The organism is Pseudoxanthomonas sp. G3 (genome assembly GCF_057654715.1).
In genome coordinates this window covers 1,422,951-1,447,885 of record NZ_CM172805.1, presented here as the reverse complement: position 1 = coordinate 1,447,885, position 24,935 = coordinate 1,422,951, and the positions used below count along the sequence as shown (strand labels likewise).

At 67.9% G+C, this 24,935-nt stretch carries 22 protein-coding genes; 14 read left to right on the top strand and 8 right to left on the bottom strand.

The features are described 5' to 3' along the window. Nucleotides 1-2 precede the first annotated feature (2 nt). Both AC23D6_RS06855 and AC23D6_RS06850 read right to left on the bottom strand, forming a co-directional pair. Nucleotides 3-1,394, bottom strand: coding sequence for a glutamine synthetase family protein (locus tag AC23D6_RS06855; protein WP_487752033.1), 1,392 nt, complete (start codon nt 1,392-1,394; stop codon nt 3-5). 104 nt (nt 1,395-1,498) lie between these two features. Continuing rightward, the gene (locus AC23D6_RS06850) at nt 1,499-2,254 is read right to left on the bottom strand and encodes a gamma-glutamyl-gamma-aminobutyrate hydrolase family protein (RefSeq protein WP_487752032.1); all 756 of its coding nucleotides are present in this window, start codon (nt 2,252-2,254) and stop codon (nt 1,499-1,501) included. 210 nt (nt 2,255-2,464) lie between these two features. Here AC23D6_RS06850 and AC23D6_RS06845 point away from each other — a divergent pair, with 210 nt between their 5' ends. The 4 genes from AC23D6_RS06845 (at nt 2,465) to AC23D6_RS06830 (ending at nt 7,363) form a co-directional block, all read left to right on the top strand. Continuing rightward, a complete protein-coding gene (locus AC23D6_RS06845) occupies nt 2,465-3,844 on the top strand; it encodes a glutamine synthetase family protein (RefSeq protein ID WP_487752031.1) in 1,380 nt (459 codons plus the stop codon). A gap of 156 nt (nt 3,845-4,000) precedes the next feature. After that, nucleotides 4,001-5,281, top strand: a complete 1,281-nt coding sequence (locus AC23D6_RS06840) for an NAD(P)/FAD-dependent oxidoreductase (RefSeq protein ID WP_487752030.1) — start codon at nt 4,001-4,003, stop codon at nt 5,279-5,281. A gap of 96 nt (nt 5,282-5,377) precedes the next feature. Then, on the top strand, nt 5,378-6,682 hold the full coding sequence (locus tag AC23D6_RS06835; protein WP_487752029.1) for a diguanylate cyclase: 1,305 nt from the start codon (nt 5,378-5,380) through the stop codon (nt 6,680-6,682). A gap of 219 nt (nt 6,683-6,901) precedes the next feature. Beyond that, nucleotides 6,902-7,363: a bacteriohemerythrin gene (locus AC23D6_RS06830; protein WP_487752028.1), complete on the top strand. Its 462-nt coding sequence runs from the start codon at nt 6,902-6,904 to the stop codon at nt 7,361-7,363. Between the two features lie 121 nt (nt 7,364-7,484). Here AC23D6_RS06830 and AC23D6_RS06825 read toward each other — a convergent pair whose 3' ends face one another. The 3 genes from AC23D6_RS06825 to AC23D6_RS06815 form a co-directional block, all read right to left on the bottom strand. Next, a complete protein-coding gene (locus tag AC23D6_RS06825; protein ID WP_487752027.1) occupies nt 7,485-8,762 on the bottom strand; it encodes an MFS transporter in 1,278 nt (425 codons plus the stop codon). A gap of 136 nt (nt 8,763-8,898) precedes the next feature. Further along, nucleotides 8,899-10,401 (bottom strand): aldehyde dehydrogenase, encoded by a 1,503-nt coding sequence (locus AC23D6_RS06820; protein ID WP_487752026.1) that lies wholly within the window; start codon nt 10,399-10,401, stop codon nt 8,899-8,901. Nucleotides 10,402-10,550: 149 nt separating this feature from the next. Continuing rightward, the gene (locus tag AC23D6_RS06815) at nt 10,551-11,099 is read right to left on the bottom strand and encodes a cupin domain-containing protein (RefSeq protein WP_487752025.1); all 549 of its coding nucleotides are present in this window, start codon (nt 11,097-11,099) and stop codon (nt 10,551-10,553) included. 212 nt (nt 11,100-11,311) lie between these two features. Between AC23D6_RS06815 and aptA the strand changes: the two genes are divergently transcribed. The 6 genes from aptA to AC23D6_RS06785 all read left to right on the top strand — a co-directional run bounded on the left by aptA (nt 11,312) and on the right by AC23D6_RS06785 (nt 18,185). After that, nucleotides 11,312-12,682 (top strand): omega-aminotransferase AptA, encoded by a 1,371-nt coding sequence (gene aptA / locus AC23D6_RS06810; protein ID WP_487752024.1) that lies wholly within the window; start codon nt 11,312-11,314, stop codon nt 12,680-12,682. Nucleotides 12,683-12,748: 66 nt separating this feature from the next. After that, nucleotides 12,749-13,864 carry an alanine dehydrogenase gene (gene ald, locus AC23D6_RS06805; protein WP_487752023.1) on the top strand — a complete coding sequence of 372 codons (1,116 nt, stop codon included), beginning with the start codon at nt 12,749-12,751 and terminating at the stop codon, nt 13,862-13,864. Between the two features lie 221 nt (nt 13,865-14,085). Then, nucleotides 14,086-15,576 carry a CoA-acylating methylmalonate-semialdehyde dehydrogenase gene (locus tag AC23D6_RS06800; protein WP_487752022.1) on the top strand — a complete coding sequence of 497 codons (1,491 nt, stop codon included), beginning with the start codon at nt 14,086-14,088 and terminating at the stop codon, nt 15,574-15,576. A 32-nt stretch (nt 15,577-15,608) separates the two neighbouring features. Further along, on the top strand, nt 15,609-16,826 hold the full coding sequence (locus AC23D6_RS06795) for a serine hydrolase domain-containing protein (RefSeq protein ID WP_487752021.1): 1,218 nt from the start codon (nt 15,609-15,611) through the stop codon (nt 16,824-16,826). A 103-nt stretch (nt 16,827-16,929) separates the two neighbouring features. Next, nucleotides 16,930-17,298, top strand: coding sequence for a response regulator (locus AC23D6_RS06790; protein WP_487752020.1), 369 nt, complete (start codon nt 16,930-16,932; stop codon nt 17,296-17,298). A 41-nt stretch (nt 17,299-17,339) separates the two neighbouring features. Beyond that, entirely contained in the window at nt 17,340-18,185 is an 846-nt protein-coding gene (locus AC23D6_RS06785; protein ID WP_487752019.1) for a cyclic di-GMP-binding domain-containing protein, MshE-related, read from the top strand. Nucleotides 18,186-18,194: 9 nt separating this feature from the next. Here AC23D6_RS06785 and rlmKL read toward each other — a convergent pair whose 3' ends face one another. The 3 genes from rlmKL to AC23D6_RS06770 form a co-directional block, all read right to left on the bottom strand. Next, nucleotides 18,195-20,330, bottom strand: a complete 2,136-nt coding sequence (gene rlmKL, locus AC23D6_RS06780; protein WP_487752018.1) for a bifunctional 23S rRNA (guanine(2069)-N(7))-methyltransferase RlmK/23S rRNA (guanine(2445)-N(2))-methyltransferase RlmL — start codon at nt 20,328-20,330, stop codon at nt 18,195-18,197. Nucleotides 20,331-20,435: 105 nt separating this feature from the next. Further along, a complete protein-coding gene (locus AC23D6_RS06775) occupies nt 20,436-20,963 on the bottom strand; it encodes an alpha/beta hydrolase (protein ID WP_487752017.1) in 528 nt (175 codons plus the stop codon). Next, entirely contained in the window at nt 20,960-21,451 is a 492-nt protein-coding gene (locus AC23D6_RS06770; protein ID WP_487752016.1) for an MOSC domain-containing protein, read from the bottom strand. The genes AC23D6_RS06775 and AC23D6_RS06770 overlap by 4 nt, the downstream gene beginning before the upstream one ends. 87 nt (nt 21,452-21,538) lie before the next feature. Here AC23D6_RS06770 and AC23D6_RS06765 point away from each other — a divergent pair, with 87 nt between their 5' ends. The 4 genes from AC23D6_RS06765 (at nt 21,539) to AC23D6_RS06750 (ending at nt 24,895) form a co-directional block, all read left to right on the top strand. Then, on the top strand, nt 21,539-22,111 hold the full coding sequence (locus AC23D6_RS06765) for an N-acetylmuramoyl-L-alanine amidase (protein ID WP_487752015.1): 573 nt from the start codon (nt 21,539-21,541) through the stop codon (nt 22,109-22,111). 57 nt (nt 22,112-22,168) lie between these two features. Beyond that, nucleotides 22,169-23,083: an acyl-CoA thioesterase II gene (gene tesB / locus AC23D6_RS06760; protein WP_487752014.1), complete on the top strand. Its 915-nt coding sequence runs from the start codon at nt 22,169-22,171 to the stop codon at nt 23,081-23,083. Nucleotides 23,084-23,093: 10 nt separating this feature from the next. Beyond that, nucleotides 23,094-23,597: a putative signal transducing protein gene (locus tag AC23D6_RS06755; protein ID WP_487752013.1), complete on the top strand. Its 504-nt coding sequence runs from the start codon at nt 23,094-23,096 to the stop codon at nt 23,595-23,597. 80 nt (nt 23,598-23,677) lie between these two features. Continuing rightward, nucleotides 23,678-24,895, top strand: coding sequence for an RNA polymerase sigma factor (locus tag AC23D6_RS06750; RefSeq protein ID WP_487752012.1), 1,218 nt, complete (start codon nt 23,678-23,680; stop codon nt 24,893-24,895). Nucleotides 24,896-24,935: the final 40 nt, after the last annotated feature.

Sequence of the window (24,935 nt, the reverse complement as noted above, 5' to 3'; positions counted from 1 at the left end):
TATCAGACGTTCAACAACAGGAACTCCCGCTCCCACGAACTGATCACGCGGAAGAAGGTTTCGTACTCCTTGCGCTTGACCGAGATGTAGGCGCGGACGAAGCGCGCGCCCATCAGCTCCTGCAGCGGCTTGCAGCCTTCCAGTTCGTCCAGCGCCTCGCCCAGCGAGCGCGGTAGCTCGAAGCCGATGTCCTGGGCGCTGCTGGTCAGCGGCTCGGTGGGCTTGAGTTGCTCGCGGATGCCCATCAGGCCGCAGGCCAGAGTGCCGGCCATGGACAGGTAGGGATTGGCGTCCGAGCCGGCGAAACGGCTCTCCACGCGCATGTTCTCCGGCGTGTCCATCGGCACGCGCAGGCCGCAGGTGCGGTTGTCGTAGCCCCACTGCACGTTGATCGGCGCCACCTGGCCCAGCGCGAGCCGGCGGTAGGAATTGACGTTGGGGCCGAAGAACGCCATCGCCATCGGCACGTACTTCTGCAGGCCGGCCAGGTAGTGGCCGAAAACCTTGCTGCCCTTGCCTTCCGACTTGCCGGTGAACACGTTGCGGCCCGACTTGATGTCCACCAGGCTCTGGTGGATGTGCATGGCGCTGCCAGGCTCGTTCTCCATCGGCTTGGCCAGGAAGGTGGCGTACACGCCATGGCGCAGGGCCGCCTCGCGCATGGTGCGCTTGAACAGGAACACCTGGTCGGCGCGCGACAGGGCATCGTCGTGGGTGAAGTTCACTTCCAGTTGGGCGGCGCCGGATTCGTGGATCAGCGTATCCACGTCCAGCTCCATCGCCTCGCAGTAGTCGTACATCAGGTCGAGGATGGGGTCGAACTCGTTGACCGCGTCGATCGAATACGACTGCCGTGCCGTCTCCGGACGTCCGGAGCGGCCTGCGGGCGGCAACAGCGGGAAATCCGGATCGGTGTTCTTCTGCACCAGGAAGAATTCCAGCTCCGGCGCCACCACCGGGCGCAGGCCTTCCTTTTCGTAGGCGGCCAGCACGCGACGCAACACGCTGCGCGGCGCCAGCTCATGCGGCTTGCCCTCCTTGGTGTAGCAATCGTGGATGACCTGCGCGGTCGGGTCGGTCGCCCACGGCACCATGCGCACGGTGTCCGGGTCCGGCCGCAGGAACATGTCCGAATCCGAGGGCGACGTCAGTTCGTAATAGTCGTCCGGGTAATCGCCGGTGACCGTGGTGGCGAAGATGCCCTCCGGCAGGCGCGTGCCGTAGTCGTGGCTGAACTTGTCGGCCGGGATGATCTTGCCGCGCGCGTTGCCGGTGATGTCCGGCACCAGGCATTCGACCTCGGTGATGCGGCGTTCCTTCAGCCAACGTCGCAGCGAACTCTCGGACGGTTCAGGTGTTTCGGTCTTCTTGCGTTGGGATTGTTTCTGGCTCATGGGAACGAAGTCGGTCAGGAGGAAAGGCCGGCGTGGTGTCGCCGGGCACGAAGCCGCACGGACGCGTCAGCGTCCGCCCTCCCATGGCGGCGGGTGCCGCCGCCTCATGACGTTCTCCGCGCCGCGCGCACGCGACAGGCATCGCCGAAGGCACGGAAGATCGCGAGATAGAACGGGTTCTCCCGCACCTTCCATTCCGGATGCCATTGCACGGCGAGCATGAAGGCCGGGCCGTCATGGCGATACGCTTCGATCAGGCCGTCCGGTGCCTGCGCTTCGACCACCAGGCCTTCGCCCAGGCGACGCACGCCCTGGCCATGCAAGGAATTCACGACGGCCCGTGTGTCGCCGGCCAACGTGGCCAGCAAGCCGCCCGGCACCAGCACGACGTCGTGCGCCGGACCGTACTGCACATCCAGCGGATCGTCCTTGTTCTCGCGGTGGTCCATGAAGCCGGGCTGCTCGTGCACCTTCTGGTACAGGCTGCCACCGAAGGCCACGTTCACTTCCTGGAAACCGCGGCAGATCGCCAGCACCGGCACGCCCATCTCGATGGCGAGCGGGATCAGCGGCAGATTGGTCGCATCGCGGCGCGGATCCAGCAGGTTGCCCTCGTAGCTGGACTCGTCGCTGTAATGGTGCGGTTCGATGTTGCTGACGGCGCCGGTCAGCAGCAGCCCGTCCAGGCCGGCCAGCACCTCGTGCAGCGGAAGCACCGGGTCCAGCGTCGGCACCAGCAGCGGCAGGCAGCCGGCCCCGTCGACCACCGCGCGCACGTACTTCTCGCCCACGGCGAGGAAGGGATGCGCACCGATTTGCTTGTGGTCGGTCGGCAGACCGACCCGCGGCAGCGGGGTCATGCAGGAAGCCCGGGAGTGGCTTCCAAGGAAGTTAACCCGGCCGTTTTATTTTTACAACACGAACTCCTCTCGCGACGATTTCGGCGCCGATATGGTGCGGCGCGGCACCCATTTAGGGCGTTTTCGTGGTGCGCGGGAATTCCTGCGTTGAGTATTCTTGACGCGCCCGCTGCTCTGCTAAGCTGCGCCGCAGCCTCCAGGAACGCCCTCATGCGCCCCGATTCCGCCGCGTCTCCCCTGCCTGCCGACGATGCCGCCACGCTGGCCTCCCTGCCCGACTGCGAGCAGATCGACCTGCTGTTGCCGGACATGAACGGGCTGCTGCGCGGCAAGCGGGTGACCCGCGACGCGCTGGAGAAGGTGTACCGCGACGGCGTCTGCCTGCCGATGTCGCTGATCGCCACCGACATCACCGGCAACACGGTGGAGGAGACCGGACTGGGGTACGACATCGGCGACGAGGACCGCGTCTGCCGCCCCGTGCCGGGCTCGCTGCGGGCGGTACCGTGGTCGCCCCGTCCGGCCGCACAGCTGCTGCTGAGCATGGAGGATGCGCAGGGCGGCATGTTCGAGGCTAACCCGCGCGAAGTGCTGAAGCGCGTGCTCGCGCGCTACGCCGCGCATGGGCTGAAGCCCGTGGTCGCGGTGGAACTGGAGTTCTACCTGTTCGACCAGCGGATGGACGATGCCGGCCGCCCGCGCACGTCGATCAATCCGGCGACGGGCCAGCGCAACACCAGCACGCAGGTCTACTACATGGAAGACCTGAACGACTACCGCGGCTTCACCGACGCGGTCGCCGCGGCATGCCGCGCACAGCGCATTCCCGCCGACACCGCGGTGGCCGAGTACGCGCCGGGCCAGTTCGAGATCAACCTCAAGCATCGCGACGACGCGCTGCTCGCCTGCGACGACGCCATCTACCTCAAGCGCGCGATCAAGGCCGTCGCGCAGCAGCAGGGCCTGATGGCCAGCTTCATGGCCAAGCCGTTCGCCGGCCAGGCCGGCAGCGGCATGCACATCCACGCGAGCGTGCTGGATGGCGAGGGCCGCAACATCTTCGCCTCGCCACAGGACGCCCCCGCCGACGCGTTGAAGCACGCCATCGGCGGCCTGCAGCGCAGCGACCAGGACTGCCTGCTGCTGTTCGCCCCACATGCCAACAGCTACCGGCGCTTCGTGCTCAACGCCTTCGTTCCGCTCAACGACGTGTGGGGTTACAACAACCGCACCGTCGCCATGCGCATCCCGCACAGCGACGAGGCCAACACCCGCATCGAACACCGCATCGCGGGCGCCGACGCCAACATTTACCTCGTCACCGCCGCCGTGCTGGCCGGCATGCTGCACGGGATCGAACACGGCTTCGACCCCGGCCCGCCGGTGACCGGCAACGCCTACGACCAGACCGAGATCCGCACGCCGTTCTGGCGCGAAGCGATCGCCGCCTTCATGGGCAGCGAATTCATCCGCGAGCAGTTCGGCACGGCGTTCCTGCACATCTACGGCCAGCAGAAGCTCAAGGAAATGCACAGCTTCTACACCGAGGTGACCGACCTGGAGTACGCGTGGTACCTGCGGGCGGTGTGATGAGGCGCGGACCCGCCCACTCCGGCGCCCCTTCCGTCATCCCGGCGCACGCCGGGACCCAGCGCCTTTGCTTTCTGCGACATCCACAGCCGCCCAGACAACAAGGACAAAGACACTGGATTCCGGCGTACGCCGGAACGACGGCACGAGGTGTCCATGAGTTCCGGTAGCTACCCTGCGTCGTGGTACGCCGCCAGCACCCCACCGCTACCCGCGCAGCCGGTGCTGGCAGGACGCATCGACGCCGACGTCTGCATCCTCGGCGCCGGCTATACCGGACTGTCGGCGGCGCTGGAGCTGGCCGAGGCCGGTTACAAGGTCGTGGTGCTGGAGGCTGAGCGCATCGGCTGGGGTGCCTCGGGTCGCAACGGCGGCCAGGCCATCGCGGGTTTCGGTTGCGGCGAAGCCAAGCTGGAAGCGCTGGTCGGCTTCGACGACGCGAAGAAGATGTTCGACCTGTCCGTCGACGGCCTGCGCTGGCTGCGTGGCCGCATCGACCGCCACGGGATCGACTGCGACTGGCGCGACGGCCACGCGACCGTCCCGATCAAGCCGCGCCAGCAGCGCGAGGTCGAACATGCCATCGAGGACTTCAACACCCGCTACGGCCACCCGGTGCAGTGGTGGAGCCGCGAGCGGCTGCGTAGCGAACTGGCCAGCGACCGCTACCTTGGGGCGATGTACGACCCGGTGAGCGGCCACCTGCATCCGCTCGCCTACGCGCTGGGGCTGGGCCGCGCCGCGCTGGAGGCCGGCGTGCGGATCTTCGAAGGCTCGCGCGTCACGCAACTGGTGCGTGGTGCACGGCCCGTGCTGAAGACCGCGACCGGCGAGGTCGTCTGCGACAACGTCATCCTGGCCGGGAATGCGCTGGTGCGCGGCGTCGCGCCGGAACTCGAGTCGCGGGTGATGCCGGTGGGCACCTACATCGCGGCCACACCGCCGCTGGGCGAGGAGCGCGCGCGCGCCCTGATCCGCAACGACATGGCGGTGGCCGACACCAACTGGGCGCTGGACTACTTCCGTCTGAGCCGCGACCACCGCGTGCTGTTCGGCGGCCGCGCGAGCTACTCCACCCTGCCTCCTCCCAACCTACGCGGAGTGATGGCCCGGCGCATGCACCGCGTGTTCCCGCAGTTGCGCGACGTCGGTATCGACTACCTCTGGGGCGGGATGATCGACATCTCGCTCAACCGCGCGCCGCACTGGGGTCGGCTGGCGCCGAACCTCTATTTCGCCCAGGGCTTCTCCGGACACGGACTGATCGCCGCCGGCCTGGCCGGCACCACCCTCGCCCAGGCGATCCGCGGACAATCGGAGCGACTGGACCTGTTCGCGAAGATCGACCACCACCCGTTCCCTGGCGGACGCGCCCTGCGCACGCCGCTGCTGGTGGCCGCGATGGCCTGGTACAAGCTGCGCGACGCGCTCTGGTAGGTCGCCGCCAGCGCGCTTCATTTTCGTGATGGCGCTCTCAAGTCCACGGCCGGCGTGCCGATAGGGAGGCATGGAACCTCCGTAACGCCCATGACGATGCCGACACCCCTGCGTGCTTCGCCCGCACCCGCCAGCCCGTCCCCGCTGCCCCAGCGCATCCTGGTGGTGGAGAACTCGCGCACGCATGCCCGCCTGATCGGCGAGGCGATCGAGCAGAAGCTCAACCTGCCCGTCGTCTACGCCGCCACGCTCGCCGAAGCACGCGCGGCGCTGGAGCGGCACCCGGACTGGTTCATGGCGGTCACCAGCCTGGTGCTGGCCGACGGCAGCCACGACGAGGTCGTGGAGTTCTTCCTGTCCCGCCAGTTGCCCACCGTGGTGGTCAGCGGCGTCTATGACGACGCCATGCGCGAACAGGTGCTGCGTCGGCAGGTGGTGGACTACGTATTGAAGAACACGCCCGGCAGCATCGATTACCTGGTGTGGCTGGTGCAGCGGCTGGAGCGCAACCGGCGCATCGCGGCGCTGATCGTCGACGACTCGCGCTCCGCCCGGCAGCACGCGGCCGCGCTGCTGTCGATGTACGGCTTCCGCGTGGTCGAGGCCGCCGATGGCGAGGCCGGCCTGGCCATGCTGGATGCGAATCCCGACATCCGCCTGGCCATCGTCGACCAGGAAATGCCCGGCATGAAGGGGCACGAATTCACCCGTCGCCTGCGCGCCCGCCACGCCCGCGACCACCTGGCCATCATCGGCATCTCCGGCACCAGCGACGGCAGCCTGGTGCCGCGCTTCCTGAAGAGCGGCGCCAACGATTTCCTGCACAAGCCGTTCTCGCGCGAAGAGTTCTTCTGCCGTGTATCGCAGAACATCGACCAGCTGGAGCTGATCGGCACGCTGCAGGATCTGGCCACGCGCGACTTCCTGACCGGCCTGCCGAACCGCCGCCACTTCCTGGCCGAGTGCCACGCGCTGCTGCCCAACACGCTGGGCCGGCAGCAGGCGGTAACCGCGGCCATCATCGACATCGATCATTTCAAGCACATCAACGACACCTACGGCCACGAGGCGGGCGACGTGGCGCTGAAGGCGGTCGCGCAGACCATCGCGCGCCATGCCGGAACACAGGACCTGGTCGCACGCTTCGGCGGCGAAGAGTTCTGCGCGCTGGTGCCCTATCTGGGAGAAAGCGAGTCGGTGGAGTACTTCGAGTCGCTGCGCGCCGCCATCGAGGCGCTCGAGGTCGACATCGGCGAACGCAAGTTGAAGATGACGGTCAGCATCGGCGCGTTCCGCACGCGCTTCCCCGGGCAGACCCTCAACCACCTGCTGAGCGAAGCCGACCGACGCCTGTACCTGGCTAAGGCTGGTGGCCGGAACCGCGTGGTGTCGAACGGCTGAGACCCTCTCCTTGAGGAGGGACCTCTTCTGTGGGAGCGACGTAAGTCGCGAGCTCTGCCTTCGCTGAGGTAAAAGCTCGCGACTTACGTCGCTCCCACACTTTGCATCCCGACAACGTCCTGCGACTTCCTGTCGCAGCATTGATCCCAATCAATGCCGCGGCGCGGGCGCGCACCTAGATTTCCCTGCATTCCGGCATCCGCCGGCAGGGGACGCGCGATGACACTGCTGATCTGGCAGGACGACATGGACACGGGCATCGACATCATCGATGGCCAGCACCGCCGCATCGTGGAGATGATCAACCACCTCCACGTCACCCAGAAATCGATGGAACGCTTCGCCGTTGGCGAGGTGATCGACGAACTGGTCGACTACACCCTATCCCACTTCGCCTTCGAGGAAGAGCTGATGGAGGAGGCGGGCTACCCGTTCAGCGCCGCGCACAAGCGTGTGCACGAGGTGTTCACCAAACGCGTGTCCGAGTACCGCCTGCGCTTCCAGGCTGGCGAGGACATCGTCGACGAACTGCGCAGCATGCTGTCGCGCTGGCTGTTCAACCATATCCGCAACGACGACAAGGCTTATGCGGACACGGTCAAACGACACCTCAACCAGTTCGTACGCGAGCACCAGCAGGGTGGCTGGCTCAGCCGCACGGTGAAGCGACTGTTCGGGTGACGGGCGTTATGCGTTTGGGGACAGATCTTGCGGTCGTGCGCGGGGCGCACGCTACGTGGATCACGACGGGGAGATCGTAGCGTGCGCCATGCGCACGAACGCATGGCGCCGCATGCGCGCCTCACCGGCGGCGCGGCATCACCACCAGCGCCAGCAACGTCATGACCGCCATCGCTGCCAGATACCAGCCCACCGACGCGAGCCCATAACGTTCGCCCAGCCGCGTGGCGATGTAGGGCGCCGGCGACGCGCCCAGGATGCCAGCCAGGTTGAACGCCAGCGACGCGCCGGTATAGCGCACGGCGGTAGGGAACATCTCCGCCAGGATCGTCCCGCATGGCCCGTAGGTCAGCCCCATCGCGCCCAGCCCCAGCGCCAGGAAGGCAAGCACGCCCAGGTCGCTGCCCGATTCGAGCAATGGCGCGAAGACGAAACCGAAGCCGATGATCAGCACCGTCGCCACGATCATCGCGTTGCGCCGGCCGTAGCGGTCCGCATACAGCGCCGACAGCGGGATGGTCAGTGCGAAGAACAGCACGCCGACCATCTGCAGCATCAGGAAATGCTCACGCGAATAACCGAGCTTGGACGTGCCCCAGCTGAGCGCGAACACGGTCATCAGGTAAAACAGCACGAAGGTCGCCACCAGCGCGAACGTGCCCGCCAGCAGCGCGAACGGATGCTCGCGCACCGCGGTGAGCATCGGCACTTTCACGCGCTCGTCCTTGTCCAGCGCCTTCTTGAAATCCGGTGTCTCGGTGATCCGCAGGCGCACCCACAGGCCCACGAACACCAACGCCGCGCTGGCCAGGAACGGGATGCGCCAACCCCATGCCAGGAACTGCGCGTCGGTCATCATTTCGGTCAGCAGCAGGAAGATGCCGGTCGAGCACAGGAAGCCGATCGGCGCGCCCAACTGCGGGAACATGCCGTACCACGCGCGCTTGCCCGGCGGTGCGTTCTCGGTCGCCAGCAACACCGCACCACCCCATTCGCCGCCCAGACCGATGCCCTGACCCAGCCGGCACAGCGCCAGCAACGCCGGCGCCAGCACGCCCACCTGCGCGTATGTCGGCAACAGGCCGATGACGACCGTGGAGATGCCCATCGTCAGCAACGCCGCCACCAAGGTCGCCTTGCGGCCAATGCGGTCGCCGAAGTGACCGAACAGCGCCGAGCCCACCGGCCGCGCGATGAAAGCCAGCGCGAAGGTGGCGAAGGACTGCAGGGTGGCGCTGGCCGGGTCGCTTTGCGGGAAGAACAGTTTCGGAAAGACGATCACCGCCGCCGTGGCGTAGATGTAGAAATCGAAGAACTCGATCGTGGTGCCGATCAGACTGGCGAACAGCACGCGCCGTGGCGAGTTGGCAGGCGCGGAGGCAACGACGGTAGCGGTCATGGACGGGCCTGTCGGTGGGACGTGGGCGATTCTGGCAGAACGGACAAGGGGCTGTGGGAGCGACGTAAGTCGCGACCTCCGTCCGGTTTGGCAGACATCGGCATCGCGACTTACGTCGCTCCCACAGGAAACACGCTCAGCTGCCCAGATTGATCCAGGTCGCCTTGATCTCGGTGTACTTGTCGAAGGCGTGCAGCGACTTGTCCCGGCCGTTGCCGGACTGCTTGTAGCCGCCGAACGGCGCGGTCATGTCGCCGCCGTCCCAATAGTTCACCCACACGCTGCCCGCGCGCAGCTTGCGCGCCACGCGGTGCGCGCGGCTGATGTCGCGCGTCCACACGCCAGCCGCCAGGCCGTACTCGCTGTCGTTGGCCATCCGCAGCGCTTCTTCCTCGCTGTCGAACGCGATCACCGACAGGACAGGCCCGAAGATCTCCTCGCGGCTGATGGTGTGCTCGTGTGCCACATCGTCGAACACGGTCGGCTCGATGTAGCAGCCACCGCTCACCACCTCGGCACGCTGCCCGCCCAGCGCCAGGCGCGCGCCTTCGGCCTTGCCCTTCTCGATGTAGCCGAGCACGCGCTGCGTCTGCCCTTCGTCGACCATCGCGCCCATCGGCGCGCCGGGATCGAGCGGATGGCGCGGACGCATCGCCTTGCCCGCCTCGACCACGCGGGCGACGAACTCGTCCTTGATGGAGCGCTCGACCAGCAGGCGCGAGGCCGCCGTGCAGACTTCGCCCTGGTTGTAGAAGATGCCGCCGGCCGCGGCCTTCGCCGCGACCTCCAGGTCGTGCGCATCGGCGAAGACGATGTTCGGGCTCTTGCCGCCGCACTCCATGTAGGCGCGTTTCATGTTCGACAGGCCGGCGCACTGCAGTAGGCGCTTACCGACCGCGGTGGAGCCCGTGAACACCAGCCCGTCCACATCCATGTGCAGCGCCAGCGGCTCGCCGGCCGTCTTGCCAAAGCCGGGCACCACGTTGAGCACGCCGGCGGGGATGCCGGCTTCGATCGCGAGCTCGGCCAGGCGGATTGCGGTCAGCGGCGATTTCTCCGACGGCTTGAGCACGATGGAATTGCCCATCGCCAGCGCGGGCGCCAGCTTCCACGTCGCCATCAGCAGCGGGAAGTTCCACGGCACGATGGCACCGATCACGCCCAACGGCTCGCGCGTCACCAGGCCGAGTTCGTCCTGACCGGTGGCGGCGACTTCGCCATACACCTTGTCCAGCGCCTCGGCAGTCCAGCCCATGCAGCGGATGGTCGCCGCGATGTCGACGCTGCGCGCGTCGCCGACCGGCTTGCCCATGTCCAGCGATTCCAGCAATGCCAGTTCATCGGCGTGCCGTTCGATCAGCTGGGTGAGCTTGAGCAGCACCTTCTTGCGATGCGTCGGACGCGCGTTGGACCACGCGCCCGCCTCGAAACTGCGGCGCGCAGCGGCGACGGCGCGGTTGATGTCCTCTTCCTGGCCGTCGGCCACCTGGCCCAGCACGCGCCCATCGATCGGGCTGACGCACTCGAACGTCTTGCCCGAAGCGGCATCGACGTACTTGCCGTCGATGAAAGCCTGCGTACGGATCGACAGCGCACCGGCCATCGCCTGCCAGTCCTGTTGCGTGCGGGGATTGCTCATCGAAGCTCCTGGCTGTGTTCCCTTCTCCCAGCGGGAGAAGGTGGCGCAAAGCGCCGGATGGAGGGGAGAGCGGAGATGCGTTGTCCGAATCATCCGGACTCCATCGCCCCTCACCCCAACCCCTCTCCCGTTGGGAGAGGGGGATGATTTCAAAACGTCGCCGGTGTATTGGCGCTGACGATCACCGCGTCGACATCGCCGACATTGCGGAAGCGGTGCGGCGTCCGGCTTTCGAAGTAATAGCCCTCGCCGGCCTTCAAGACGCGGACCTGCTCGCCGACAGTGACTTCCACTTCGCCGGCGATCACCACGCCGCCTTCCTCGCCGTCGTGCGCCAGCATGCTGTCGCCGGTATCGCTGCCCGGCGGCATCACTTCGCGCAGGATGCACATCTGCCGCTGCGGGCGGTGCTGTCCGACGAGGAAGTAGTGGATACCGTTGCTCCCGACATCGGGCAACTCCTCCGCGACGTAGAACGGGCTGTCCGGCAGCCCCTTCTCCAGGTCCAGGGTGAAGAAGTCGGCCAGCGAAATCGGGATACCGTCCAGCACCTTCTTCAACGAGCTGACCGACGGGCTGACCTTGTTCTGCTCGATCAGCGAGATGGTGCTGTTGGTAACGCCCACGCGCTTGGCCAGCTCGCGCTGGCTGAGGCCTTTGGATTTGCGGACCAGTTGCAGGCGTGCGCCGATGTCCATCACCACCCTGACAGGAAAGCGGAAAGTGTTGCGGGATACTTTACACCCGGGGACCGGCCGGTCAATCCGGGCTTTTCCGGCGATTTGCTCGGCCGATGAACGATGGCGGGCTGGCGCACGTTTGAACCGGGAATCCAACCTCCGGCACGGTTGTAAAGTTTTTTCAACGCGCTAAGCTGCCCGCATCCGTCCCGTCCCCCCCTGGAGCCGCGATGAGCGCCGACGACACCTCAGCCGCCCTGGCCGACCACTACGCACGCCAGAACCTGGAAGCGCCCGGTTCGCTGGACCACTTCTGGATGCCGTTCACCGCCAACAAGCAGTTCAAGGCCAAGCCGCGCCTGCTGGCGAGCGCGTCGGGCATGTACTACAAGGATGTCGACGGCCACGAGGTGCTGGATGCCACCGCAGGCCTGTGGTGCTGCAACGCCGGCCATGCCCGGCCGCGCATCGTCGAAGCGGTGAAGCAACAGGTCGGTACGCTGGACTTCGCGCCCAATTTCTCGATGAGCTCGCCGCTGCCGTTCAAGCTGGCCGAGCGCCTGGCCGCGCTGACGCCGGGCGATCTGAACAAGGTGTTCTTCAGCAACTCCGGGTCGGAAGCCGTCGACAGCGCGCTGAAGATCGCCCTGGCCTACCACCGCGTGCGCGGCGAAGGCCAGCGGACGCGCTTCATCGGCCGCGAGAAGGGTTACCACGGCGTCGGCTTCGGCGGCATGTCCGTAGGTGGCCTGCCGAACAACCGCAAATGGTTCGGTCCCGGCCTGCCGGCGGTGTCGCATATCCGGCACACGCTGGACGTGTCGCGCAACGCATTCTCGAAGGGCCTGCCGCCGCACGGCATCGAACTGGCCGAGGATCTTGAGCGGCAGATCGCCCTGTACGACGCCTCCACGATCGCGGCCGTCATCGTCGAGCCGATCTCCGGATCGGCCGGCGTGGTCATCCCACCGCAGGGCTACCTGCAGCGGCTGCGCGAGATCTGCGACAAGCACGGCATCCTGCTGATCTTCGACGAAGTGATCACCGGCTTCGGCCGCGTCGGCCATGCCTTCGGCGCGCAGCGCTTCGGCGTCACGCCGGACATGATCACCGCGGCGAAGGGCATCACCAACGGCTGCGTGCCGATGGGCGCCACCTTCGTCTCCGAACGCCTGTTCGAGGCCTTCATGAGCGGGCCGGACAACGCCATCGACATGTTCCATGGCTACACCTACTCCGGGCATCCGCTGGCCTGCGCCGCCGCGCTCGCCACGCTGGATACCTACGAGGAAGAGAACCTGTTCGACAAGGCGCTCAGCCTGGGCGACTACTGGCAGGACGCGCTGCACTCGCTGAAGGGGCTGCCGAACGTCATCGACATCCGCAACTTCGGCCTCGTCGGCGCCATCGAGCTGGCGCCGCGCGCGGGCGCGCCTGGGACCCGGGCCTACGACGTCTTCGCCCGCGCCTTCCACGAAGGCCACTTGCTGACCCGGGTGACCGGCGACGTCATCGCCCTGTCGCCTCCGCTGATCGTGGAGAAGGACCACATCGACCGGATCGTGAACATCCTGGCGGACACCATACGGGCAACCGCGTAAAATTACGGACCAACGGCCACAGCGCTCCCCCGCGCGCGAAGCCCCATCCCGCTACTGGAGAGCAACATGCTGATTGGCGTCCCCAAGGAAATAAAGAACCACGAATACCGCATCGGACTTACCCCGTCCGGTGCGCGCGAGCTGGTCTCGAATGGCCACCAGGTCATCGTCCAGCGCGACGGCGGCAAGGCCATCGGCCTGACCGACGAGCAGTACGTCAAGGCGGGCGCGCAGATCGTCGACACGGCCGAAGAGATCTTTGCCCGCGCCGACATGATCATCAAGGTGAAGGAGCCGCAGCCGAACGAGTGCGCCATGCTGCGCCCCGGCCAGGTGCTCTACACCTACCTGCACCTCGCGCCCGACCCGGAACAGACGAAAGCGCTGGTCGCCTCCGGCGCCACCTGCATCGCCTATGAAACCGTCACCGACCGCAAGGGCGGCCTGCCGCTGCTCGCGCCGATGTCCGAAGTGGCCGGCCGCATGTCGATCCAGGCCGGCGCGCATGCGCTGGAGAAAGCGCAGGGCGGTTCCGGCGTGCTGCTCGGCGGCGTGCCCGGCGTGAAGCCGGCCGAAGTGCTGGTGATCGGCGGCGGCGTGGTCGGCATCAACGCCGCCCGCATGGCGATGGGCATGAATGCGCACGTCACCATCCTCGACCGCTCGCTCGACCGCCTGAAGTACCTGGACGAGCTGTACGGCCACCAGCTGACCACCATCTACTCGACCCGCGACGCCATCGAAGAACGCCTGCCGGACACCGACCTGGTGATCGGCGCGGTGCTGATCCCCGGCGCCGCCGCGCCCAAGCTCGTGTCGCGCGACCAGCTGAAGCTGATGCGTCCCGGCTCGGTGCTGGTGGACGTGGCGATCGACCAGGGCGGCTGCTTCGAGACCTCGAAGGCCACCACGCACCAGAATCCGACGTACGAAGTGGACGGCATCATCCACTACTGCGTGGCCAACATGCCCGGCGGCGTCGCCCGCACGTCCACGTTCGCGCTGACCAACGCCACCCTGCCCTTCGCCGTGCAGCTGGCAAACAAGGGTGCGAAGCAGGCCCTGCTGGACGACGAGCACCTGCTCAACGGCTTGAACGTGCACGCCGGCAAGGTGACCTACAAGGCCGTCGCCGACGACCTGGGCTACGCGTACGTGCCGGCGCGCGAGGCGCTGGCGTAAGCCGCTGTTTCCTTCTCCCTGCGCGAGCGGGGAGAAGGTGCCCGAAGGGCGGATGAGGGGCACGCCGGAGCCGCCTCATTCCGCATGGCAACCGGAACTCGAACGTTCGGACACTCGATACACCGCATCGCATTCTCGACAAGGGCGCCGTCGCCCCTCACCCGCCCTCCGGGCACTCTCTCTCCGCACGCGGGGCGAGGGATTCCACCAGGTAGTCCGCCATGGCCGAAGCGATTTCCCACTTCATCAACGGACACACAGCCGCCGGCGCGGGCGACCGCTTCGGCGATGTTTACGACCCCGCCACCGGCACCGTCACCGCGCGCGTGCCGCTGGCCTCGGCCAATGACGTGAAACAGGCGGTGGACGCCGCGTCCGCCGCTTTCCCGGCCTGGGCCGAAACGACGCCGCTGAATCGTGCGCGGGTGATGTTCCGTTTCAAGGAATTGCTGGAGACGCACGCCGGCGACCTGGCGAAGATCATCACGTCCGAACACGGCAAGGTGCTGTCCGATGCCCGTGGCGAAGTGACCCGCGGGCTGGAAGTGGTGGAGTTCGCCTGCGGCATCCCGCACCTGCTCAAGGGCGAGCATTCGATGAACGTCGGCCGCGACGTCGATTCGTGGAGCGAATACGCGCCGCTGGGCGTCGTGGCCGGCATCACGCCGTTCAACTTCCCCGCGATGGTGCCGCTGTGGATGTTCCCGGTGGCGCTGGCGTGCGGCAACACCTTCGTTTTGAAGCCGTCCGAGCGCGATCCGTCTGCGGCCTTGTTCATGGCCGACCTGCTGAAGCGAGCGGGATTGCCGGATGGCGTGTTCAATGTCGTGCACGGCGACAAGGTGGCGGTGGATGCGCTGCTGGACGAACCGCGCGTGCAGGCGCTGAGCTTCGTCGGCTCCACGCCGATCGCCGAATACATCTACGCGCGCGGCAGCGCCAACGGCAAGCGCGTGCAGGCACTGGGCGGCGCGAAGAACCACATGGTCGTGCTGCCCGATGCCGACCTCGACGGCGCGGTCTCCGCGCTGCTCGGCGCCGGCTATGGCTCGGCCGGCGAACGTTGCATGGCGATCTCGGTCGCCGTCTGCGTGGGCGATGCCACCGCCGATGCACTGGTGGCCACGCTCGCACCCAAGGTGGCGGCACTGAAGATCGGCCCCGGCTGCCAAGATCCCGAGATGGGCCCGCTGGTCACCGGCGCGCACCGCGACAAAGTGCGCGGCTACGTCGATGCCGGCGTCGCCGAGGGTGCGGACCTCGTCGTCGACGGCCGCAGCCTCATCGTCGATGGCCACGCCGATGGCTTCTTCCTCGGCGGCTGCCTGTTCGACCGGGTGACGCCCGACATGCGGATCTACCGCGAAGAAATCTTCGGCCCGGTGCTGTGCGTGATGCGTGTGCCGGATCTGGACGCGGCGCTGCGCTTGGTGAACGAACACGAGTACGGTAACGGCACCGCCGTATTCACCCGTGACGGCGGCGCGGCGCGCGAATTCGCGCATCGGGTGCAGGCCGGCATGGTCGGCATCAACGTGCCGATCCCGGTGCCGATGGCCTTCCACAGCTTCGGTGGCTGGAAGCGCTCGATCTTCGGCTCGCTGCACGTGCACGGCCCCGACGGCGTGCGCTTCTACACGCGCCTGAAAACCATCACCGCCCGCTGGCCGGAGACCCACGCGGCCGAGTTTGTGATGCCGACGATGAAGTAAAGTCGGGGCCGGCTCCTGCACGGTACTGGCCCATGTACTTCCCCCGTCCCCGCGTCTTCGCCTCGCTGGCCTGCCTGATGGCGTCATCGGTCGCATCGGCGGGCGAGCCCGTCGCCCAGGTTCGCGTCGCCTTCGATCGCGACGGCATCGTCGCCACGCGCGCAGAGGGCTCGGCCGACCTGGCCACCGGCCGCAGGGTGACGGCCGACGATCCGGTTCGCGTCGCCTCGATCTCCAAGCTGTTGACGTCGATCGGCGTCATGCGGCTGGTCGAAGCCGGCACGCTCGACCTCGACGCAGACGTCTCGACCTACCTGGGCTGGACGCTGCGCCATCCCCGCCACCCGGACACGCCCATCACCCTGCGCCTGCTGCTCTCGCATCGCTCCAGCCTGACCGATGCCGCCGGCTACTACGCCACGCCGCTGGGCACGCCGCTGAAGTCAATCCTCGACGATCCGAAGGCTTGGGACGAGGCGCACGCGCCGGGCACGCATTTCCGCTATACCAACCTCAACTTCCCACTGGTCGCGATGGCGATGGAGAACGCCACCGGCGAGCGCTTCGACCTGCTGATGCACCGCCTGGTGCTGGCGCCACTGAAGCTCGACGCCTGCTACAACTGGGCAGGCTGCGACGACGCCACCGCGACGCGCGCCGTCGTCCTGTACCGCGACGGCGCGGTGGTCCGCGACGACAACCGTGCGGGCAAACCGGCTTGCCCGGTGGTCGTCGCCGACGGCGAACCCTGCGACCTCGCCCGCTGGAAGGCCGGCGAGAACGGTGCGTTGTTCTCGCCCCAGGGCGGGCTACGCATCTCCGCCAACGGGCTGGCGAAGATCGGCCGGCTGCTGCTGAACAACGGCGAGGTGGACGGCGTGCGTTTGCTGTCGCCCGCCTCCGTTACCACGCTGGTGACGCCGCAATGGACCTTCGACGGCCGCAACGGCGTCACCCATGAAGAAGACACCGGCATCAGCGCGGCGAACGCCTTCTTCTGCCGCTACGGCCTGGCCGTGCAGACGCTGGCGACGCCGGTCGCCGGCTGCGGCGATGATCCGTTTGGCGACGGCGTGGCCCGCATCGGTCACTCCGGCGATGCCTATGGCTTGCGGTCGGGGCTGTGGGTGGACATGCGCACCGGCAACGGCGTGGCGTACTTCGCGACCGATGCCGGAGGTTCGCCGGCCGGCGCGCACTCCGCATTCAGCCGCATCGAAGAAAGGCTGGCGGACAGCACCACGCACTGACACCGGATCGACTCAAGAACTCCCTGGACCCGCCGATAAGGCCTACATGTCGCCCCGCGTCGCATCCGCGCGCGGCCAACACGATCCACAGGGGGATCTTGAAATGACGTCACGTCCGACGGTTCTGCTTTGCGATGATTCACGCGCGCTGCGCATGCTGGCGGCGCGCCAGCTCGACGATTGCGGCTTCCAGGTGGTGGGCGAGGCCGGCAACGGTCTTGAAGCCGTCAGCCAGTACCAGGCGCTGAAGCCGGACGTGGTGCTGATGGACCTGGTGATGCCCGAGTGCGATGGCAAGCAGGCCCTCGGCCGGATCCTCGCGCAGGATCCCGATGCCCGCGTGGTGATCCTCAGTTCGCTCGGCGCGCAGAGCGATATCGAGGAATGCCTGAAACTGGGAGCGAAGTCCTACCTGCAGAAACCCATCGATCCGGAAGTGATGGATCGCGTGCTGCACGAAGCGGTCGCCTGACCGCACGCACGTCCTTCCCACTTCCGTACGAGACGAACACCATGGCAGCAAAATTCCTGGGCCAGTTCCTGCTGGAACGCGGCACCATCTCCCCGGCGCAGCTCCTTGCCGCGCTCGACGCGCAACGCGCCTCCAATCCCCTGCTCGGCGAGCTCGCCGTGCACCACGGCATGCTCGATGCCACCCAGGCACGCCGCATCAACGAACGCCAGCGCGCCGAGGACCGACGCTTCGGCGACATCGCGCTCGAGATGGGCTGGTTGAACGAGGGCCAGCTCGATGTGCTGCTCGCCGCGCAGAAGAAGGGCCGCAAGCTGTTCGGCCAGATCCTGGTCGACCAGGGCGCATTGAGCGCCGACCAACTGGAGGCCGAACTGGTTGCGCACCGCCGCGATCTCGATGAAGCCAACCACGCGCTCGCCTTGGGCATCGCCGGCCATGGCCGGGCCGATGCGGTCACCAGCGCGATCCGCGTCTGCAACCGCCTGTTCCCGCGTCTGGTGGGCAGCCAGTGCCAGGCCGCCGGCATCGCCAACGACGCCGCGCTCGATGCCTGCGAGGTCACCGCGCACGTGCGTATCGCCTCCGCCTCCGAATCGTTGCTGGTCGGCGTCGGCTGCAGCCGTGCCACCATGCAGGCGATGGCCTGCGCGTTGCTCTCGCTCTCGCCGGAGCAGTGCGACGACGAGCTCGCACTGGACGCACTGGGCGAGCTGGTCAACGTGCTGATGGGCTACGTGGTACGCGACACGTTGCCCGACGACGCCGCGTACCGCGCGCAGCCGCCATCCACACGGTTGTCGGCGGCGGACCTGGCCGCGACGGGCAGCACGCTGGCGCTGTCAATGACCTCGCAGCGCGGCGACTTCGTCCTGATTGTCGGCTGACGCGCCGGCTTACGCCCGTGTCAGCCGCCACGCGCGGTGGATGCGGGCGTTGCGCTCGAAATCCGGCGGGATCGTGCCCGCGCTGATCTCCTCGCAGCGCGCAAATTCCGCCACGGCGTTCTCGTCCAGCCGGAAGCGACGGAAGTTGTTGCTGAAATACAGCACGCCGCCCGGCGCCAGCCGCGCCACTGCGGCGCGCAGCAACCGCACGTGCTCCTTCTGCACATCGAAATCGTCCGCGCGCGCGGAGTTGGAGAACGTCGGCGGATCGCAGAAGACCAGGTCGTACTCGGCCTGCTCCGCTTCCAGCCAGCGCACGGCATCGGCCTGTACGAGGCGGTGCTTGGCGCCGCCCAGGCCATTCTCGGCGAGGTTGTCCGCACACCACTGCAGGTAGGTACCGGACAGGTCGACGCTGGTCGTGCTGGAGGCCCCCGTCACGGCGGCCTGCACGCTGGCCACGCCGGTGTAGCAGAACAGGTTGAGGAACCGCTTGCCGCGCGCTTCCTGGGCCATCCGTCGGCGCAGCGGGCGATGGTCGAGGAACAGCCCCGTATCGAGATAATCGAACAGGTTGACCCGCAGCAACGCGCCGGACTCGCGCACGAGGATGAACTCGTCGCGTTGCTGCATGCGTCCGTACTTGGAGCCGCCCTTGCCGCGCTCGCGCGCCTTCACCGCGATCTGTTCCTGCGGCACGCCGAAGACCTCGCGCGTCGCGGCCAACAGTTCGCTGAAGCGGCGACGCACGTCGTGCTCGGGGATGCTCGCCGGCGCGGCATACTCCTGCACGTGCAGGAAGGTACGGCCCTGCCCGCCCGCTTCCTCATAGACATCGATGGCCGCCGCGTACTCGGGCAGGTCGGCGTCGTAGGCGCGGTAGCAGGTCACGTGTTCCTGTTCGCGCCAGCGCTTGAACTTCTTCATGTTCTTGCGCAGGCGGTTGGCGACCATCTGTGCACCGTCCGACAACGGCCTGGGTTCGCGCGGCTCGCGGACGGGCGTGGCGACGGGATCGCAGACGATCAACGCGCACTCGATGGCGCCGTTGAACAGCTGGTACTTCTTGGCCGCGCGCAGGCCGGTGGCATAGCCGAGATCGGCATTGCCGCACAGCAGGCTGGCCCGCCACTGCGGCACGGCGCGCTGCAACGCATCGCCGAGGGCGTGGTACAGCTCGGCGTCGGCCGCCAAGCGCTCGTCGTACGGCGGATTGCAGACCACCAATCCGCGCGGCTCCTCGCGGGTCGGCAGCTGCGCCACGTCGCGGGCCTCGAACTGCAGCTGGCCGGCCAGGCCGGCCAACACCGCGTTGTCGCGCGCGGCGCGGATCGCGCCCAGATCGATGTCGCTGCCGAAGAACACCGGCCGCAGCGCCTTGCGCCCGTCCGATTCGCGCTGCACGGCCTCGGCGAACAGCGCGCGCCACGCGGCCACGTCGAAGCCCGACCAGCGGGTCGGCAGCGCGTTGCCGTGTCGCTGCAAACCTGGAGCGACATCCGCGGCCATCAACGCGCCCTCGATCAACAGCGTGCCACTGCCGCACATCGGATCGAGCAGCGCGCCGCCCTCGTGGTAGATCACCGGCCAACCGCCACGCATCAGCACGGCCGCGGCCAGATTTTCCTTGAGCGGCGCGTCGTTCTGGGCCTGCCGCCAACCGCGACGGTGCATCGGGCCGCCGCCCAGGTCGATCGACACCGTCGCGCGCCCTTTGCGTAGCGACAGGTTGATGCGCACGTCCGGCTGCTCCACGTCCACCGAGGGGCGCTCCAGGCCCTGCTGGCGCAGGCGGTCGACCACGGCATCCTTCACCCGTTGCGCGGCATAGCGCGCGTGGGTGATCGCCTCGCCGGAAACATGCGCGTCCACGGCCAGCGTCAGTTCCGGCCGGGTGTGGCTTTCCCACGCGATCGCCATCACGCCGTCGTAGAGCGCTTGTTCGTTCGCGCATTCGAACTCGGCGATCGGCCACAGCACGCGGCTGGCCAGGCGCGACCACAACACGGCGCGCTGCGCATCCACCGGCTCGCCCTCGGCGTTGACGCCAGCGATGGTGGCGGTAGCCTTGGGCACGCCGAGCGCAAGCAGCTCGTCCGCGAGCAGGTATTCCAGGCCTTTGGCGCAGGAGACGAAGAACTTCAAAGTGGAACCTCGTTATGGACGTCACCCCGGCGCAGGCTGGGGCCCAGTGACTTGTCCGCCGCGATCAACGTCGCTGGGTCCCGGCCTACGCCGGGACGACGGTTTTCAGAGAGCGGCGAGCAGCTGCCCGAACGCCTGCGCCGAAGCGTCGACATGATCGGAGAGACGATGCCCGTCGTTGACCAGCAACAGGCGCGCGCGGCGCGCATGCGCCCAGTCCACCACGGCCTGCGCGGGAATCAGTTCGTCGTCCCAGCCATGGATGACCGAAACCGGCACCGCTGCAGCGTCCAACAGCGGCAGCGGGCCCATGCTGATCGGCGGCGCCATCAGGAACAGCCCGCGCACCGGCACCTCCAGCGAAATGCGACCGGCGATGTAGGCGCCCAGACTGGAACCGGCCAGCACCACCGGCCCACGCGACGCGGCGGCCTGCGCCAGCGTGCGCAGGCGCTCCAGACGCGCGACGACATCGCCCAGCGAACTGACATCGCGACGGGCGTCGAGATCGGTGTAGTCCGGCCGCTCGTGGCTCCAGCCCAGGCGTTCGGCCACATCGGCCAGCGCGGTGACCTTGGTGGCGTCGGGACCGCTCTCGAAACCGTGCGACAGGATGCAGTGGCCGCGCATCACAGCGCCTCCACCGCGTCGCCGATGCGGAACGTGCCGCCTTCGACGATCCGCGCGCACAGGCCACCGTGGCCGCGCATCGCGTTGTAGCCGCCCGGGCCCAGCGCGTCTTCCATCCGCGAACAGGGATCGCAGTCCTCGGTTCCCTCGAACACCGCGGTGCCGATGCGGAAGCGACGTTCCTTCAGCGCGACCAGCGGGATCCCGGAGACGACGACGTTTCGGCGCAGCAGCGAAGGCGCCAAGTCCGGACGCTGCGCGAGCGCGGCGATGACCGGCAGGTGCTCGGCCTGGATCAGGGTGATGCCGCGTTTGCCGCTGCCGCCCTTGTAGCGGTCGCCAACCAGGCCGCCACCGGTGACGACCTCGACCGCGTCGGTGGCCACCATGATCTCATCGCGGGCCGGCCGCAGGCCGATCCACTCCACCTTGCCGGCACGCGGCAGGGTGGCCATGAGCTTGGCCAGGGGGGAGTCGGGGTTGAGCGGCATGGGAAACCCGCGCGTCGGAAAGGCCGCCAGTTTACCGGACCGGCCCGTCCCCGGCCCGTTCCGTGCGCCGCCTGCTAGCATCGACGCATGCGCACCGACCCGCCCGTCTTCGCCCCCCACGTGGACCTGTTGCCGTACGAGGACCGACTGGAAGCACGCCCGCTGCAGCAGATCGACCTGGTCGTCATCCACTGCACGGAACTGCCCGACCTGGCGACGGCGCGGCACTATGGCGAACGCATCCTGCACGCGTCCGGCACCGGCAACAGCGGCCACTACTACATCGACCGCGACGGCAGCGTGCATCTCTACGTGCGGCCGCAGCGCATCGCCCACCATGTGCGCGGCTACAACCCGCGTTCGGTTGGCATCGAGCTGGTGAATAGCGGCCGTTACCCCGACTGGCTTGCCACCGGCAGCCAGACGATGACCGAGCCCTACACCGACGCACAGATCGAGGCGCTGGCCGCACTGCTGGAGCACCTGCGACGCGAGCTGCCCGCGCTGCGTTACATCGCCGGGCACGAAGACCTGGATACCGCGCGCGAGCCCGCCACGGACGATCCGGCCGTCACCGTGCCGCGCAAGATGGATCCGGGGCCCCTGTTCCCGTGGGACGTGGTGCTGCGTGCGACCCCGCTGGAGCGCCTGGTGCCCTGACGGGCCACGCACGGGCGGCCGCTATAATCGGCTGTCGCCAAGATTCCAGGCCCTGACGTGCCCGCACCCGAACCCGTCGTCTCCGAACTGATCGAACTGTTGTCGCTGGAGCGGCTGGAAGACAACCTGTTCCGCGGCCAGAGCCGCGACATCGGCACCAAGTACGTGTTCGGCGGCCAAGTGCTGGGCCAGGCCCTGTCGGCCGCGCAGGCCACGGTGGAGGGCGGCGCGGAAGAGCGCCGCGCGCATTCGCTGCACGCGTATTTCCTGCGCGCAGGCAATATCGAAGCGCCGATCGTCTACGAAGTGGACCGCACGCGCGACGGCGGCAGCTTTTCGGTGCGTCGGGTCACGGCGATCCAGCACGGCCGCGTGGTGTTCTTCTGCGCGGCCTCGTTCCAGGCCCAGGAAGAAGGCGCCGAGCACCAGCTGTCGATGCCGGAAGTGCCGCAACCGGAAGACATCGCACCGGCGCCGCCCGTCCCCGCCGAGGTCATGGCCACGCTGCCGCCGAAGGTGCAGCGCTGGCTGTCGCGGCGCGGCCCGTTCGAGTTCCGCCACGTCTACCCGCGCGACGAACTGAACCCGCCCAAGCGCCCGCCGTTCCAACAGGTGTGGTTCCGTTTGAGCGAGCCGGTCGGCGATTCGCCGGAACTGCATCGCGCCCTGCTCGCCTACGCGTCCGATTTCCAGCTGCTCGGCACGGCGACCTATCCGCACGGCATCAGCTATTACCAGCCGAACGTGCAGATGGCCTCGCTGGATCATGCCCTGTGGTTCCACCGCCCGTTCCGTGCCGACGACTGGCTGCTGTATTCGATCGACAGCCCCAGCGCGAGCAGTGCGCGCGGACTGGCGCGCGGGCAGATCTTCGACCGCCAGGGCCGGCTGGTGGCCAGCACCGCGCAGGAAGGCCTGATCCGCGTGGTGCCCGATGCCGAAGCGGCCTCGGCCGTCCCGGCGAAGGACTGAGGACTGACGCATGCGGCAAGTGTTTTCCAGCCAGCGCATCGAGACCGTGGAAGGCGTCGCCAAGATGCTGGGCGATGCAGGCATTCCGGTCTTCATCAGCAATGGCCGCTCGTACCACAGCAAGCGCGGTGGCCAGTTCAGCTATACCGAACCGGTCAAGCCGCAGCTGCAGCCGGCGGTCTGGGTGCGCCATGCCGAAGACCAGCCGCGGGCGCGCGAGTTGCTGCGCGAGGCCGGCCTGATGGAGACCACGCGCCCGGGCTACGGCCCCTCGCTGACGTTCCGCAGCGACCAAGAGCCTGCCGCGACGCCCCAGCGCTCCTGGGCCTGGCGCATCCGCCTGGTCCTGCTGGCGCTGATCGCGTTGGCCGCCGCCATCATGTGGATGCGGCGCCCGGTGCCTGCGCCCCCGGCGCCCGTTCCGGTTCCGCAAGAGCAACCTGCAACGCCCGCCCCTGCAGACGAGGCGCCCGAGGAAGACCGCATCCGCATCCAGCCTGCCACCGGCGGCTGAAGCATGGGATCGGGGGCGATCGGTCACATCCGTCCTCCCGGGCCGTCAGGGTCATCGGCCCACCCGATGATCCATACGCCATGAACGCCCTTGCCCTGGACCTGATGCTGCAAGCCGAACTGCCCGCTGCCGCGCGCGGCAGCCAGGAAGCGTATGGCCGCATCGTCCACGCCTGCCAGAACACCGTCACCGCGATTGCCCTGGCGATCACGCGCGATGTGCAGGCCAGCGAAGACATCGCGCAGGAAGCCTTTCTCAAGGCGTGGCAACAACTGGACCGGTTGAAGAACAGCGCCAGCTTCCTGCCCTGGCTGCGCCAGATCACCCGCAACCTCGCACGCGACTGGCTGCGTGCACAGCACGGCCGCCCGCTGTCGGGCGAAGCGGCCGAGATCGCGATCGGCATGGCCGCCGATCCCGGCCCGACGCCGGCGGAGCGCCTGTTGCAGACCGAGGAAGAGCTCGTCGCCACGGACATCATCTCCGCGCTGCCCGAGGACAGCCGAGAAACCCTGTTGCTCTATTACCGCGAGGGCCAGAGCTCGCAACAGGTCGCCGACCTGCTCGGCCTGAGCGATGCCGCCGTGCGCAAGCGTCTGTCGCGCGCACGCACGATGGTGCGCGACGAGTTGATGCAGCGCTTCGGCGAGTTCGCCCGCTCCACCGCGCCCGGCGCCGCTTTCACGATGATCGTGCTGGGCGGGCTGGTGGGCGCGATGCCGGCGGCAAGCGCGGCGACCGTGATCGGTACGGGCGTCCTCGGAAGCGGCATCGGCCTCGGCAAGCTGGGTACCGGCGGGGTGACCACCGGCGGCATCACCGGCGGCGTGGCCGGTGGCTCGCTGGGCGTCATCTTTGAACAGCTCACCCAGCACCCGGCCGCCCTTGGCGGGATGCTCGGCGGCGTGATCGGCGGGCTGGTCGGCTACGCCTTCACCTGGTGGTATCTCGCCCGCTTCTGCGTGACGGCGCAGGAGCGCCTGCAGGTACGACGGTTCATGGTGCTCAACACCGTCACCGGCTCGGCCTGGTTGTTCTGCCTGATGCTGGCGACCGTGCTCGCCCGTGGGGGAATGGCAATCATGGTGGTCGCCGTCCTCGGCATGTGCGCGCTCAACTACCAGTACCTGGTCACGCTGCCGCGCATCATGGACCCCATCCTGGCCCATCCGTCGAACGCGAAGCGCAAGCGCGGCTACGACTATGTCATCGGCCGCAAGGCCGTGGCGTTCAGCAGCCTGCTGGCGATCGGCGCGATCGTGTTCGTGCTGGTGCGCACGGGCCGCCTGCCGCTGTAGTGTCGCCGTACGCCGGGGTGGGTCACACTTCGGTCCGTCG